The organism is Actinomadura sp. B10D3 (genome assembly GCF_039871695.1).
Taxonomy (GTDB): Bacteria; Actinomycetota; Actinomycetes; order Streptosporangiales; family Streptosporangiaceae; genus Spirillospora; species Spirillospora madurae.
The window spans coordinates 432,557-446,649 of sequence record NZ_JBDPLY010000003.1; the positions used below are offsets into that span (position 1 = coordinate 432,557).

At 72.9% G+C, this 14,093-nt stretch carries 16 protein-coding genes; 15 read left to right on the plus strand and 1 reads right to left on the minus strand.

The genetic code is table 11. The annotated features are described in order from the left end of the window. Positions 1-817 precede the first annotated feature (817 nt). The 13 genes from ABGB11_RS08145 to ABGB11_RS08205 all read left to right on the plus strand — a co-directional run bounded on the left by ABGB11_RS08145 (position 818) and on the right by ABGB11_RS08205 (position 12,340). On the plus strand, positions 818-2,506 hold the full coding sequence (locus ABGB11_RS08145; RefSeq protein WP_347630425.1) for a CTP synthase: 1,689 nt from the start codon (positions 818-820) through the stop codon (positions 2,504-2,506). Then, complete coding sequence (locus ABGB11_RS08150; protein WP_347630427.1) at positions 2,503-3,147, plus strand: NUDIX hydrolase; 645 nt, start codon at positions 2,503-2,505, stop codon at positions 3,145-3,147. Before ABGB11_RS08145 ends, ABGB11_RS08150 begins: the two co-directional genes overlap by 4 nt. A 38-nt stretch (positions 3,148-3,185) precedes the next feature. Next, the gene (gene xerD / locus ABGB11_RS08155) at positions 3,186-4,217 is read left to right on the plus strand and encodes a site-specific tyrosine recombinase XerD (RefSeq protein ID WP_347630429.1); all 1,032 of its coding nucleotides are present in this window, start codon (positions 3,186-3,188) and stop codon (positions 4,215-4,217) included. 238 nt (positions 4,218-4,455) lie between these two features. After that, entirely contained in the window at positions 4,456-5,280 is an 825-nt protein-coding gene (locus tag ABGB11_RS08160; protein ID WP_347630431.1) for a ParA family protein, read from the plus strand. 34 nt (positions 5,281-5,314) lie between these two features. Then, on the plus strand, positions 5,315-5,959 hold the full coding sequence (locus ABGB11_RS08165) for a hypothetical protein (RefSeq protein WP_347630433.1): 645 nt from the start codon (positions 5,315-5,317) through the stop codon (positions 5,957-5,959). Between the two features lie 115 nt (positions 5,960-6,074). Next, on the plus strand, positions 6,075-6,941 hold the full coding sequence (locus ABGB11_RS08170; protein ID WP_347630435.1) for a segregation/condensation protein A: 867 nt from the start codon (positions 6,075-6,077) through the stop codon (positions 6,939-6,941). Beyond that, a complete protein-coding gene (scpB, locus tag ABGB11_RS08175) occupies positions 6,934-7,509 on the plus strand; it encodes an SMC-Scp complex subunit ScpB (RefSeq protein WP_347630437.1) in 576 nt (191 codons plus the stop codon). Before ABGB11_RS08170 ends, scpB begins: the two co-directional genes overlap by 8 nt. Beyond that, positions 7,506-8,237: a pseudouridine synthase gene (locus ABGB11_RS08180; RefSeq protein ID WP_347630439.1), complete on the plus strand. Its 732-nt coding sequence runs from the start codon at positions 7,506-7,508 to the stop codon at positions 8,235-8,237. Before scpB ends, ABGB11_RS08180 begins: the two co-directional genes overlap by 4 nt. Positions 8,238-8,268: 31 nt before the next feature. Next, positions 8,269-8,631 carry a chorismate mutase gene (gene aroH / locus ABGB11_RS08185; protein ID WP_347630441.1) on the plus strand — a complete coding sequence of 121 codons (363 nt, stop codon included), beginning with the start codon at positions 8,269-8,271 and terminating at the stop codon, positions 8,629-8,631. Positions 8,632-8,676: 45 nt separating this feature from the next. After that, positions 8,677-9,768, plus strand: a complete 1,092-nt coding sequence (locus tag ABGB11_RS08190) for a prephenate dehydrogenase (RefSeq protein ID WP_347630443.1) — start codon at positions 8,677-8,679, stop codon at positions 9,766-9,768. Positions 9,769-9,913: 145 nt separating this feature from the next. Next, a complete protein-coding gene (gene cmk, locus ABGB11_RS08195; RefSeq protein WP_347630445.1) occupies positions 9,914-10,576 on the plus strand; it encodes a (d)CMP kinase in 663 nt (220 codons plus the stop codon). Between the two features lie 18 nt (positions 10,577-10,594). Continuing rightward, positions 10,595-11,965 (plus strand): ribosome biogenesis GTPase Der, encoded by a 1,371-nt coding sequence (der, locus tag ABGB11_RS08200; RefSeq protein WP_347630562.1) that lies wholly within the window; start codon positions 10,595-10,597, stop codon positions 11,963-11,965. 171 nt (positions 11,966-12,136) lie between these two features. Beyond that, positions 12,137-12,340 (plus strand): hypothetical protein, encoded by a 204-nt coding sequence (locus ABGB11_RS08205; protein ID WP_347630447.1) that lies wholly within the window; start codon positions 12,137-12,139, stop codon positions 12,338-12,340. Here the strand turns inward: ABGB11_RS08205 and ABGB11_RS08210 are convergent. After that, positions 12,337-12,945, minus strand: a complete 609-nt coding sequence (locus ABGB11_RS08210) for a hypothetical protein (protein ID WP_347630448.1) — start codon at positions 12,943-12,945, stop codon at positions 12,337-12,339. The genes ABGB11_RS08205 and ABGB11_RS08210 overlap by 4 nt on opposite strands. Positions 12,946-13,333: 388 nt before the next feature. Between ABGB11_RS08210 and ABGB11_RS08215 the strand changes: the two genes are divergently transcribed. Continuing rightward, a complete protein-coding gene (locus ABGB11_RS08215; protein WP_347630450.1) occupies positions 13,334-13,456 on the plus strand; it encodes a hypothetical protein in 123 nt (40 codons plus the stop codon). Positions 13,457-13,565: 109 nt separating this feature from the next. Next, positions 13,566-13,973 (plus strand): helix-turn-helix domain-containing protein, encoded by a 408-nt coding sequence (locus ABGB11_RS08220; protein WP_347630452.1) that lies wholly within the window; start codon positions 13,566-13,568, stop codon positions 13,971-13,973. Positions 13,974-14,093: the final 120 nt, after the last annotated feature.

Genomic DNA, 14,093 nt, shown 5'->3' on the forward strand with positions numbered 1-14,093 from the left:
GTTTCCCGATCCGCTGGCGCGTCTCGCGAAACGGCCTCCCGCCCGATGGGTCGGGCGACCTCCGGGCGCCAGAGCGCCCTCCGGCCGCCCGACCCGCAGGTCACGCACTGAGCTCCGCGCACAACCTCGGCCCCCACCACCAAGAGCCGCACGAATCGTCCACGTCCAAGAGCGTCATGGGCCGCGCTGACCCGAGGGTCTCGCGAGCCGGTTCACCCGGGAACGTGGCGAATGGCGCTCACCCACGAGCGCCGCGGTCGTGTTCACGAAGAGCCCTAGGAGGCTGGCCCCCCTGGAAGCGCTGTGGATAGGGCTTGTTCAAGGGCATCGTGGGGGCGTGCTTTCGCGGAGCGCTGTGGGTCAAGTCACGCAGGAGCCTTGCGAGTCGTGCCCGTCCGAGAGCGTCGGGGGCCCCAGCCAAGAGCGTGGCGGGGGGTGCTCAGCCAAGTGAGGTGGGCGGGGGCGCGCAGACATCAGCCACCACAGCAACCCCGCAACAACCGGAACGGTTGCGATCGCGTCCGAAGGCAGGGGCGAGCGAAGCGAGACTCTGATCGCGCAGCGAGCCGCTAGGCGAGCCGGAGCGATGCAGCGATCGCCCGCGGTGCCCGACGATGGAGGGCCGCCAGGCCCGAAGGAGGAGGGCACTGCCATAAAGACAGCAGCGAGCCGCTAGGCGAGTCGGAGCGATGCAGCGATCGCACGCGTTTCTCGACGATAGAGGGCCGCCAGGCCCGAGGGAGGAGAGAAATGCAATAAGCTAGAGGCCCGTGGACAGTGAGCGTGTCCGCCTCGCAACGACCACGGGAGTCTCTTCTTGCCTTCGGCAGCCACTGGTAGGCCGCGTCCTACCAAGCATCTCTTCGTTACCGGCGGTGTCGCCTCCAGCCTCGGCAAGGGACTGACGGCGTCCAGTCTTGGGCGGCTTCTCGCTCTCCGCGGCCTGCGGGTCACCATGCAGAAGCTCGACCCGTACCTCAATGTCGATCCCGGGACGATGAACCCGTTCCAGCACGGTGAGGTGTTCGTCACGGACGACGGTGCCGAGACCGACCTGGACATCGGGCACTACGAGCGGTTCCTGGACACCGAGCTGCACGGGTCCGCGAACGTCACGACCGGGCAGGTCTACTCCAACGTGATCGCCAAGGAGCGGCGCGGGGAGTACCTCGGTGACACGGTGCAGGTGATCCCGCACATCACCAACGAGATCAAGGACCGGATCCGCGGGATGGGTGAGGACGGCGAGGTCGACGTCGTCATCACCGAGGTGGGCGGGACGGTCGGCGACATCGAGTCCTTGCCGTTCCTGGAGTCGGTGCGGCAGATCCGGCACGAGATCGGGCGGGAGAACTGCTTCTTCCTGCACGTGTCGCTGCTGCCCTACATCGGCCCGTCGGGGGAGCTGAAGACGAAGCCGACGCAGCACTCGGTGGCGGCGCTGCGCTCGATCGGCATCCAGCCCGACGCGATCGTGTGCCGGTCCGACCGGCCGATCACCGACGGGCTCAAGCACAAGATCAGCCTGATGTGCGACGTGGACCGCGAGGCGGTCGTGTCGGCGGTGGACGCCGCGAGCATCTACGACATCCCGAAGGTGCTGCACTCGGAGGGGCTGGACGCCTACGTGGTGCGCCGCCTCGACCTGCCGTTCCGGGACGTGGACTGGGGGTCGTGGGACGAGCTGCTGCGCCGCGTCCACAAGCCCGCCCGCGAGGTCACGATCGCGCTGGTCGGCAAGTACATCGATCTGCCGGACGCGTACCTGTCGGTCACCGAGGCGCTGCGGCACGGGGGGTTCGGCAACGACGCCAAGGTGCACATCCGCTGGGTGAAGAGCGATGACTGCGAGACGCCCGAGGGCGCCAAGCGGGAGCTGGACGGCGTGGACGGGGTCCTCGTCCCGGGCGGGTTCGGGGTCCGCGGGATCGAGGGCAAGCTCGGCGCCGTCCGGCACGCCCGGGAGAACCGGGTCCCGCTGCTCGGCATCTGCCTCGGGCTGCAGTGCATGGTCATCGAGGCGGCGCGGACGCTCTGCGCGCTGACCGACGCGGGCAGCGCCGAGTTCGACGCCACGACGGCGCATCCCGTGGTCGCCACCATGGCCGAGCAGCTCGACGTCGTCGCGGGGGAGCGCGACATGGGCGGCACGATGCGGCTCGGCCTGTACCCGGCCGACCTCGCCGAGGGGTCCGTGGTCCGGGAGCTGTACGGGGAGGCGAAGGTGTCCGAGCGGCACCGGCACCGCTACGAGGTCAACAACGCCTACCGCGACCGGCTGGAGGAGGCGGGGCTGCGGTTCTCGGGCCTGTCGCCGGACGGCCGGCTCGTCGAGTACGTCGAGCTGCCGCGCGAGCAGCACCCGTTCTTCGTCGGGACGCAGGCGCATCCGGAGTTCCGGTCCCGCCCGACCCGGCCGCACCCGCTGTTCACCGGTCTCATCTCCGCCGCCCTCGACTACGCCGAGGCGCGCGAGGGCGGGACGGGGACCGTGGCCACGTCATGAGCGGCGAGGAGCTCGGCCCGGACGACGTCCGCGACCGTCCCGAGCGCTGGACGGTCGTCGAGTCGTCCACGCCCTACAAGGGACGCGTCTTCGGCGTCCGCGTCGACCAGGTGGAGATGCCGGGCGGCGACGGTGTGGAGGTCGTCCGCCGCGACGTGATCGAGCACATCGGCTCCGTCGGGGTCATCGCCGTCGACGCCCGCGACCGGGTGCTGCTGCTGCGCCAGTACCGGCACCCGGTGGCGCGGCGGCTGTGGGAGGCGCCGGCCGGGCTGCGGGACGTGGACGGCGAGCCGCTGCACAAGCTCGCCGAGCGGGAGCTGCTGGAGGAGGCCGGGTACCGCGCCGAGCGCTGGGACACCCTGCTCGACGTGTACCCCTCGCCCGGCATGGCCGACGAACGTGTCCGGATCTTCCTGGCGCGGGGCCTCACCGAGGTGCCCGCCGACCAGATCGACTTCGAGCGGATCCACGAGGAGGCCGATATGCCGGTCGTGTGGGTGCCGCTGGAGGAAGCGGTCCGCAAGGTGTTCGCGGGCGAGCTGCACAACATGATCGCCTGCATGGGGGTCCTCGCGGTGCGCGCGGCGCGCGACTCCGGGTACGCCGATCTGCGCCCGGTCGACGCGCCGGAGCACTGAGCCCCGGATGAGGTCCCCCTCCGGCCGCCGGAGGGGGCATGATGGGCGGGTCCCCGGAGCCCACGGCCGGAAGAGGTGCCGCACTGTCCCCGAGCCCGTCCTCCAGGAGCAGCACGCGGGTCGCGGCCGGCGCCGCGGGCCCCGCGGTCGACGCGGCCGTCCGCGCCTATCTCGGGCACCTGGCGGTCGAGCGGGGCCTGGCCGCCAACACGCTCAGCTCCTACCGCCGCGACCTGCGCCGGTACGCCCAGGTGCTGGACGGCCGGGGCCGCGCGGCCATCGGCGAGGTCGCCGAGGACGACGTCCGGGCGTTCCTGGTGGTGCTGCGCGAGGGCGACCTGGACCATCCGCCGCTGTCGGCGGGCTCGGCGGCGCGGGCGCTCGTCGCCGTCCGAGGGTTGCACCGGTTCGCGCTGCGGGAGGGCCTGGCCGCGACCGACCCGGCGCACGAGGTCAAGCCTCCGACGCCGCCGCGCCGGCTGCCGAAGGCGATCTCGCTGGCGGAGGTCGAGCGGCTGCTCGCCGCGGCGGCCGGGCCGTCCGGCGACCCGGGCAGCGCGCGCGGGCTGCGCGACCGGGCGCTGCTGGAGCTGCTCTACGGGTCGGGCGCACGGATCTCCGAGGCCGTCGGCCTGGACGTCGACGACCTCGACCTGCGCGACGGGTTCGCCCGCGTCGCGGGCAAGGGCGGCAAGGCCAGGGTCGTGCCGATCGGCGACTACGCCCGCGAGGCCGTGGACGCCTACCTCGTGCGGGCCCGGCCCGAGCTGGCCGGGGCCGGGCGGGGCGGCCCGGCGCTGTTCCTCAACGCGCGCGGCGGGCGGCTGTCGCGGCAGGGCGCGTGGATGGTGCTGCGCGCTGCGGCCGACCGGGCGCAGCTGTCGGAGGTGTCCCCGCACACGCTGCGGCACTCGTTCGCCACCCACCTGCTGGACGGCGGCGCCGACGTCCGCGTCGTCCAGGAGCTCCTCGGCCACGCCTCGGTGACCACCACGCAGGTCTACACCCTCGTCACGGTCCAGCTGCTCCGCGAGGTCTACGCCACCTCGCACCCGCGGGCGCGGACCTGACCCGGGAGCGGCGCACCGAGGGACGAACCGGACGGTTCGCCGCGCCGACAAATCCCGACGTTCGGCGCGCGTCGGCTTGAGCGACGAGGTCGACGGCCCTAGAGTCCCCGTTCTGGATGGCATTTCCGGGCCGCCGGGGAGGGATCTGGTGACCAGCACTGACGGTGCGGATGGAGTCCTTTCCTCCGCCACCATAGAGACCGATCCGAGCCGGGCCCTCGGGCCTACTCGGCGACCCGTGCCGGTGTTCCCTGAACCGGAACCCCTCGACGAGCACGGGCCTGCGCGGATCGTGGCCGTCTGCAACCAGAAGGGCGGCGTCGGCAAGACCACCACGACGATCAACCTGGGCGCCGCGCTGGCCGAGTACGGCCGCCGCGTCCTGCTCGTCGACTTCGACCCGCAGGGCGCGCTGTCGGTCGGCCTCGGCAAGGGCGACCCGCGCCAGCTCGACGTGACGATCCACAACCTGCTGCTCGAACGCGACACCGAGTGGGAGGACATCGTCATCGAGACCGGCGTCGACGGGATGGACCTGCTGCCGAGCAACATCGACCTGTCCGGCGCCGAGGTCCAGCTCGTCCACGAGGTGGGCCGCGAGTACATCCTGCAGGGCGCGCTGAAGTCGGCCGTCGACCACTACGACTACATCCTCATCGACTGCCAGCCGTCGCTCGGCCTGCTCACCGTCAACGCGCTGGCCGCCAGCGAGGGCGTGCTGATCCCGCTGGAGTGCGAGTACTTCGCGATGCGCGGCGTGGCGCTGCTGATGGAGACCATCGAGAAGGTGCAGGGCCGGATCAACCCGAACCTGGTGATCGACGGCGTGCTCGGCACGATGTACGACTCGCGGACGCTGCACACCCGGGAGGTCCTCGGCCGGATCGTCGAGGCGTTCGGCGACAAGGTCTTCCACACCGTGATCAACCGGACGGTGCGGTTCCCGGACGCGACCGTGGCCGGCGAGCCGATCACGTTCTTCGACCCGAGCTCGATGGGCGCGAACGCGTACCGGAGCCTGGCGCGGGAGGTGCTCATCAGGTGGGCCGAGCAGGCCGCCTGAGGCCGTCCGGCACCCCCTGAGCGACGGAGCGCACATGGGTCATCCCCCGCCCTCTCCCCATGACACGCCGCCCGGAGCACCGCCACCGCCCCCGCCGCCCGCGGGCGGGCCGGGGGCGGCGCTGATCGTGGTCGGCGCCGTGATCGTGGGCTTCATCCTGCTGGTCGCGGTCGTCGTGGGCTACCTCGTGGCCACCGGCGGCGACGGCGACGAGCCCCAGCCGCTCGCCTCGTCGGGTCCGGTCGACCTGCGCGTGCCGCTGACGTTCGCGCTGGTCGAGAAGGAGTCTCCGCCGCCGTGCTCGGGCGGGGCGGTGACCGTCACCGGCGCCCGCTCCTGCTACACGTTCGGCGAGTACGAGCTGATCGTGCGCAGGTTGGAGGCCGTGCAGGCGGTCGGCCCCGACCCCGCGAAGGGCAACCCCGGCTGGGTCGTCCAGATCACCCTGACCTCCGCGGACGCGCCCGGCTTCGCCGAGCTCACCCGCAAGGCCGCCGCGGCGGCCGCCTCCCGGCAGCCGGCCGGGCGCATGGGCATGCTCGTCGGCGGGGGCCTCGTGTCGGAGCCCGCGCAGGTGACCCAGGCCATCACCGGAGGCCAGGTGCAGATCAGCGGGCCGTCCGGCACCTTCGACCGCGCCCACGTGGAGGGCATCGTCCAGCGGCTGACCGGACGGTAGCGCCGGGCGGCCCGTCACCGCTCGTGATCGTCCGTGGCGCGGGGGACCCACCGGGCATGGGACGATGGGGCCGGTGAGCACAGCGCGGGAGGAGTCCTCCGCTACCGTGAGCGACGTGGCCGAGACGTCGCCGGAACCGGGGCAGGAGAGCGAGCAGGAGCAGGGCTTCCGCGTCCACCTGGACAACTTCGAGGGCCCGTTCGACCTGCTGCTCGGCCTGATCTCCAAGCACAAGCTCGACATCACCGAGGTGTCCCTGCACAAGGTCACCGACGACTTCATCGCGCACATCCGCTCGCACGGCGCCGACTGGGACCTCGACCAGGCCAGCCACTTCCTGCTCGTCGCCGCGACCCTGCTGGACCTGAAGGCCGCCCGGCTGCTGCCGTCCGGCGAGGTCGACGACGAGGAGGACCTGGCCCTGCTGGAGGCCCGGGACCTGCTGTTCGCGCGGCTGCTGCAGTACCGCGCCTACAAGGAGGTCGCGCAGGTCATCGCCGGGCACATCGCCGACGCGAGCCGGCGCTACCCGCGCCTCGTGCCGATGGAGCCGAGGTTCGCGAACCTGCTGCCGGAGGTGCTGCTCGGTCTCGGCCCGGACGAGTTCGCGCGGCTGGCCGTCAAGGCGCTGACCCCGAAGGCGCCGCCGGCGGTGTCGGTCGAGCACATGTACCAGCCGAAGGCCAGCGTCAGGGAGCAGGCCGCGATCGTCGTGGAGCGGCTCCGCAGGCTGCGCAGGACGACGTTCCGCGTCATCGCGTCCGACGCGGAGGGCACCTACGAGGTGGTCGCGCGGTTCCTGGCGCTGCTGGAGCTGTACCGGGAGCAGGCGGTCACGTTCGAGCAGCTGGAGCCCCTCGGCGAGCTGCACATCACGTGGACCGGCACGGACGAGGGCGACGTCGAGGTCGGCGACGACTACGAGGGCGCGCCCGCGAAGGACGACGAGAAGAGCCGGAAGGACGAGGGAGACGATGACTGAGGAACCCGGCGCGGGCGCGCCGGAGCTCCCCGGGCTGCGGGCGTCCATCGAGGCGATCCTGCTGGTGGTGGACGAGCCCGTCACCGAGATGGCGCTGGCGGAGCTGCTGGAGCGTCCGCGCGGCGAGATCGCGGAGACGCTGCGGGAGCTCGCCGCGGAATACACCGAGCAGGGGCGCGGGTTCGATCTCAGGGAGGTCGCCGGAGGCTGGCGGTTCTACACCCGGGACGTGTGCGCCCCGGTCGTGGAGCGGTTCGTCACCGACGGGCAGCAGGCGCGGCTGACCCAGGCCGCGCTGGAGACGCTCGCCGTGGTCGCCTACCGGCAGCCGGTGAGCCGGGCCCGCGTGTCGGCGATCCGCGGCGTCAACAGCGACGGCGTCATGCGCACGCTGACGCTGCGCGGCCTGATCGAGGACGCCGGCCAGGACCCGGAGTCGCAGGCGCACCTGTACCGGACCACCGGGTACTTCCTGGAGAGGCTGGGCCTGCGCGACCTCGACGAGCTGCCCGAGCTCGCCCCCTACCTGCCCGATGACCTTCCGGAAGAGATAGTTGAGGACACGTGACCGAGAACGAGGGCGTGCGGCTGCAGAAGGTCCTGGCCGAGGCCGGGATCGGCAGCCGCCGCCACTGCGAGGAGCTGATCGGCGAGGGCCGCGTCACCGTCAACGGGAAGAAGGTGTTCCGGTTCGGTGAGCGCGTCGACCCGCAGCGCGCCGTCATCCACGTGGACGGCAAGCGGGTCGAGACCCGGTCCGAGATGCGGTACTACGCGATCAACAAGCCGCGCGGGGTGGTGTCCACGATGTCGGACGAGCGGGGCCGCAGGTCCCTCGCCGACTACGTGGAGGTGCCCGAGCGGCTGTTCCACGTCGGGCGCCTCGACACCGACACCGAGGGCCTGATCCTGCTCACCAACGACGGCGAGCTGTCGCACCGGCTGACCCACCCGAGCTACGGCGTGGCCAAGACCTACCTGGCGGAGATCCACGGGCCGATCCCGCGCGACCTCGGCCGGCGGCTGAAGGCCGGTGTGACGCTCGACGACGGGCCGGCGAAGGCCGACCGGTTCCGCGTCTTCGACCAGGTCGGCCGGCGCGTGCTGGTCGAGATCACCCTGCACGAGGGGCGCAAGCACATCGTGCGGCGCCTGCTCAAGGAGGTCGGCTTCCCCGTCCAGCAGCTCGCCCGCATCGAGTTCGGGCCGATCCGCCTGGGCTCGCTGAAGCCGGGCGGGATGCGGGCGCTGAGCGTGCAGGAGATCGGGGAGCTGTACAAGACGGTCGGGCTGTAAACGGACACCGGGTGTGGAAAGGAAGGCGACTGTGGCGGTACGCGCGGTCCGGGGAGCGACGCAGATCGACGCCGACGTCCGGGACCAGATCCTGGAGGCGACGACGGAGCTGGTCGCGGAGGTGATGACCCGCAACGGGCTGACCACCGACGACGTCATCAGCGTGATCTTCACGGTGACGCCGGACATCACCGCGGAGTTCCCGGCGCTGGCCGCCCGCAAGCTCGGCTTCCACGAGGTGCCGCTGCTGTGCGCGACGGAGATCGGCGTCCCCGGCTCGCTGCCGCGGGTGATCCGGCTGATGGCGCACATCGAGACGGACCGACCCCGCTCGGACGTCCAGCACGTGTACCTGCGCGGCGCGACGGCGCTGCGGCTCGACATAGCCCAGTAGCGCCGTGACATCGTTCGGTGGCGCCGGGCAAGTAGGGTGACCGGCGTGAGCGAGGACGTGGTGGCCCGGCGCATCGTCGTGGTCGGGACCGGACTGATCGGGACATCGATCGCGCTGGCGATGCGTGAGCAAGGCGCCGAGGTGCTGCTGACCGACCGGGACGCGGCGGCGCTGGCGCTGGCGGTGGAGCTCGGCGCGGGCGAGGCGCTGCCCGACGGGGCGCACGAGGAGCCCGCCGACCTGGCGGTGCTCGCCGTGCCGCCGGCGGCGGTGGCGGTGACGCTGCTGGACGCGCAGAAGCGCGGCCTGGCCACCGCCTACACCGACGTGGCGAGCGTGAAGGCGCTGCCGCTGGCGCAGGCGGCGGAGCTGGGCTGCGACCTGACGACGTTCGTGGCGGGGCATCCCCTGGCCGGCAGCGAGCGGTCCGGGCCGAGCGCGGCGCGCGCCGACCTGTTCCTCGGCCGCCCGTGGGCGCTGTGCGCGACCCCGGAGGCGACGCCGGAGACCGTCGCCGCCGTCACCGCGCTGGCCAAGGCGTGCGGCGCGATGCCGGTCGAGGTGGACGCGGCCGAGCACGACCGGGCCGTCGCCATGGTCTCGCACGGCCCGCATGTGGTGTCGGCCGCGGTCGCGGCCCGGCTGACCGGCGCGGACGACGTGGCGCTGGGCCTCGCCGGGCAGGGCGTCCGGGACGTCACCCGGATCGCGGCGAGCGACCCGCGGCTGTGGATCGGGATCCTGACGGCGAACTCCCAGCCCGTCGCGGACGTGCTGGAGGCCGTCGCGACCGACCTCGCGGTGGCCGCGTCGCTGCTGCGCGACGGGAGCGACGAGGCCGCCGCGCACGTCGCCGACCTGCTGCTGCGCGGGAACGCGGGCCGCGGCCGCATCCCCGGCAAGCACGGCGGCGACCAGCCCGCCTACGCGACCGTGCAGGTAGTCATCCCGGACCGTCCGGGCGAGCTGGCGATGATCTTCCAGGCGGCCGGGATCGCGCAGGTCAACATCGAGGACGTGGCGATCGAGCACTCGCCCGGCCGCCCGCTGGGCGTGCTGGAGCTGACGGTCGTCCCGGAGGCCGCCGAACGCCTCGCCGCCGAACTCCGCGCCCGCGGCTGGTCGGTACCCGGCTGAGCTCGGAGCCTGGGCGGCGGTCTGCGGCGACCGTAATGGTGTGCTGGGGCCGGTAGCCTGGTTCGCTGGAGCTTGTCCCGGGGGACCCGCGCGCCGCGCGACGACGAGCGCCGCCCGCTTCGTGACGATCAGAGAGGGAACGACCGTGCCGCTCGTCATCGCCATGGACGGCCCGTCGGGGTCCGGCAAGTCCAGCGCGTCCAAGGGCGTCGCCCGCGCGCTCGGGCTCCGGTACCTGGACACCGGCGCGATGTACCGCGCCATGACGTGGTGGATGCTGGAGCACGGCGTGCCCGTCGAGGACGGCGCGGCCGTCGCGGCCCGCGCGGCGGAGCCGCGGATCGTGTCCGGCACCGACCCGGACGGGCCCACGATCACGGTGGACGGGACGGACGTGTCCGGCCCGATCCGCACCCGCGAGGTGACGAACGCGGTCAGCGCCGTCAGCTCCGTCCCGGCGGTCCGGGCGCGGCTCGTCGAGCTGCAGCGGGAGATCATCGGGGCCGGCGGCGTCGTGGTGGAGGGGCGCGACATCGGCACGGTCGTCGTGCCGGACGCGCCGGTGAAGGTGTACCTGACGGCGAGCGAGGAGGCCCGCGCGGCGCGCCGGGCCAAGGACCTCGCCGCCGATCCGGGTGCGTCGGTGACGGTCACGCAGGCCGAGCAGGCGCGGCGGGACCGGCTCGACTCGACCCGGAAGGCGTCGCCGCTGACGAAGGCGGCGGGCGCGCACGAGATCGACTCGACCGAGCTGAGCCTGGCCGAGGTCATCGAGGCGGTCGTCCGCCTCGCCAAAGAGCATGAGTGAGCAGTGAGCGATTACGAGATCGAGACCGTCGACGTGGTGGACGACGTCGCCGCGGACGAGGGCCAGGCGCCGGTGGTGGCGGTGGTGGGGCGGCCGAACGTCGGCAAGTCCACCCTCGTCAACCGGATCCTCGGCCGCCGCGAGGCCGTCGTGGAGGACGTGCCGGGGGTGACCCGCGACCGGGTCGCCTACGACGCGACCTGGAGCGGCCGCCGGTTCACCGTCGTCGACACCGGCGGGTGGCTGCCGGACTCCTCCGGCCTGGCCGCGGCGATCGCCGAGCAGGCGCGGCTGGCGGTCGACCTCGCCGACGTCGTGATGTTCGTGGTGGACGCGACCGTGGGCGCGACCGACGTGGACGAGGCCGTGGTGGAGATCCTGCGCCGGTCCGGCAAGCCGGTGGTGCTGGTCGCCAACAAGGTCGACGACGTGGGCGCCGAGTCGGACGCGGCGCTGCTGTGGTCGCTCGGCATCGGCGAGCCGCACCCGGTCAGCGCCCTGCACGGGCGCGGCAGCGGCGACCTGCTGGACGCGGTCCTGGAGGCGCTGCCGGAGGAGCCGCCGGCGGAGACGTTCGGCGAGGTGGGCGGGCCGCGCCGGGTGGCGCTGCTGGGCCGTCCCAACGTCGGCAAGTCGAGCCTGCTGAACAAGCTGGCGGGGGAGAACCGCGCGGTCGTGGACTCGGTGGCGGGCACGACCCGCGACCCGGTCGACGAGCTGATCGACCTCGGCGGCCGGACGTGGCGGTTCATCGACACCGCGGGGATCCGGCGGCGGCACAAGGAGAACCAGGGCGCCGACTTCTACGCGACGCTGCGCACGCAGTCGGCGCTGGAGCGGGCGGAGGTCGCGGTCGTGCTGGTGGACGCCGACCAGCCGCTCGCCGAGCAGGACCTGCGGATCATCTCGATGGTGGTCGAGTCGGGCCGGGCGCTGGTGATCGCCTACAACAAGTGGGACCTGCTGGACGAGGAGCGCCGCCACTACCTGGAACGCGAGATCGACCGGCAGCTGCACAACGCGCGGTGGGCCCCGCGGGTGAACATCTCGGCCAAGACCGGCCGGCACATGGAGAAGCTGGTGCCGGCGATCGACACGGCGCTGGAGGGCTGGGGGACGCGGGTCCCGACGTCCAAGCTGAACCAGTTCTTCGCCGACCTGGTGAACTCGCACCCGCATCCGGTGCGCGGCGGCAAGCAGCCGCGCGTGCTGTTCGCGACGCAGGCGGGGGTGCGGCCGCCGCGGTTCGTGCTGTTCACGTCGGGGTTCCTGGAGGAGGGCTACCGGCGGTTCATCGAGCGGCGGCTGCGGGAGGAGTTCGGGTTCGCCGGGACGCCGCTCGACATCGCGATGAAGATCCGCGAGAAGCGCGGCAAGGCGAAGAAGTAGCGGAAATATCCCGCACGCGGCCCGCCGGGGATCTTTCCCGGGCGGGCCGCGGCATGTCAGGATGCCTCTGCGGGCCCGAGTAAGTCTTCCGTTACTCGCGGCGTCGTGGAACGGACACTTGCTCTCGTCCGGGGCCTCCCGGACACCGGGGCGCGGGCCGAGAGGTGCGACGTGAAGCTCTTGCTGCTGATCTCCGTTGCCGGCGTCTGCGTGGCGCTCAGCTTCGCCTGGCGGGAACCGTGGATCGGCGGCGTCGGCCTGCTGGTCGCCTTCATCGCCATGTTCACCGACCGCGACGACGTGCGGACCGACGACGAGCGCGGCAGCTACGAGACCACGAAGGCCGTCCGCAACATGCGCCGCTGGAACCGCTAGCGGTCGAAGCGCGTGTCGCCCGCCACGGGCTGGTCGCCCGGGGGCGGGGGACCGTGCCCCGGCGGGTTCTCCCGCGCGTAGCGGCCGTAGACGAGCGGCTGCGTGCTGTTCGCGCCGGTGAACACCGGCTCCTCGTCCAGCGGCTCCTGGTCCCGGACGCCGGCCACGGCGAACCGCCCGAGCGCGAGCGCGGCGAGGAACACGACGACGATGCCCAGCCCGGTGAAGCCGGCGAGCTGCTCGCCGAGGCGCCGGGCCTCCTCCGTCCCGAGCGGCGCGCCGACGCCGGGGACGTCCCACAGCGTCGCGACGGACGTCCCGACGGCGAACCAGGCGCCGCCGAGCGCCGCCAGCCAGGCCCCGACCATCCCGGAGGCGCGGTTGGCGCTGAGGAGCACGATCAGCCCGCCCAGCGCGGCGGCCGCACCGGGCGCGATGCTGAGCTGGAGCCGGTCGGTGTTGTAGACCCAGGGGTCGTCCGGTGCGAACCCGAAGTCGAAATAGGGCCCCGCGAGGGGCAGGAGCGCGCCCCACAGGCCCAGCAGGACCAGCAGGAACCCACAGAAGGCGCCCCGGGAGCGTGGTACTCGCATGGTCCCAGTCATGATCGATCCTCCTGACCGGGCGGGTGATTCTGGTTTGAATCAGGCTTTACCCGGAGCAAGGCGGTCCACACGGTCGGAGAGGGGCAAGGGCGAATGGAAGGTGACATCACCGTCGTCTACGCGCGGGAGGAGCCACCGGATCACTGGGACGCCGCGGTGTTCCTCGCCGGGCCGTCCCCCCGCTCGCCGGAGGTCCCCTCGTGGCGGCCGGACGCGGTCGCCGAGCTGCGCGGACGGTGGCGCGGCCCCGGACGGCTCGTGGTGTTCGTCCCCGAGCACCGCCACGGCCGCTACGACGACTACACCGTCCGCGCACCGCGCGCACCTGTTCTCCGCCGAGATCACCGCGGCCGAGGCGGACCGGCTCCGGGCCGCCGGGCCGCATGGTGTGGCCGCCGACGGCGAGCGCACCTACGTCGAGGTGACCGGGTTCGGGCGGATCAGGCGGGAGCGGCTCGTCGACGCGGCCAACCTCGGCATGATCGCCGAGGTGCTGCTGGAGGTGTGCTGACCCGGCCTCCCGGTGGACGCATATGCCAGGTCATCACGCGGAGAGATCCGCACATCCTGGCGAGAACCGCGTCTTTCCCTCGCATCTGCGGATGGCTAGGCTTGGCCGTGTGACGACGTTCAGGATCGGCGAGGCCGCGGCGCTTCTCGGGGTCAGCGCGGACACCGTCCGCCGCTGGGTGGACGGAGGGCGGCTCCCCGCGTCCCGGGACGAGCACGGGCACCGGCGGGTGCCGGGCGCCGACCTCGCGGCCTTCGTGCGCGAGCAGGCGCGCGGCGGCGGGCCGTCCGACCAGGCCGAGCGGTTCTCCTCGGCGCGCAACCGGCTGCGGGGGATCGTCACCGAGGTCGTGCGGGACGGGGTGATGGCGCAGGTGGAGATCCAGGCGGGCCCCTTCCGGGTCGTGTCGCTGATGAGCCGCGAGGCGGCGGACGACCTCGGCCTGGAGGCGGGCGTCGTCGCCGACGCCGTCGTGAAGTCGACGAACGTCGTGGTCGAGGTGCCGGAGCCGGGCTGAGCCCGGCCGGTGAGGAGGATCGTGGACGAGCGCATCGCGCCCGCGGCGGCCCTGCCGCTCCGGCTGGTCCTCGGAAGCCGGGGCGGGGCGGCGCCGACCGGGGCGGGCTTCGAGGTGCCG

Excerpts from the sequence above, each read along its gene's own strand:
- ABGB11_RS08150 (WP_347630427.1), top strand. The coding sequence starts at position 2,503 with ATGAGCGGCGAGGAGCTCGGCCCGGACGACGTCCGCGACCGTCCCGAG.
- xerD (WP_347630429.1), top strand. The coding sequence starts at position 3,186 with ATGATGGGCGGGTCCCCGGAGCCCACGGCCGGAAGAGGTGCCGCACTG.
- ABGB11_RS08165 (WP_347630433.1), top strand. The coding sequence starts at position 5,315 with ATGGGTCATCCCCCGCCCTCTCCCCATGACACGCCGCCCGGAGCACCG.
- scpB (WP_347630437.1), top strand. The coding sequence starts at position 6,934 with ATGACTGAGGAACCCGGCGCGGGCGCGCCGGAGCTCCCCGGGCTGCGG.
- ABGB11_RS08210 (WP_347630448.1), bottom strand. The coding sequence starts at position 12,945 with ATGACTGGGACCATGCGAGTACCACGCTCCCGGGGCGCCTTCTGTGGG.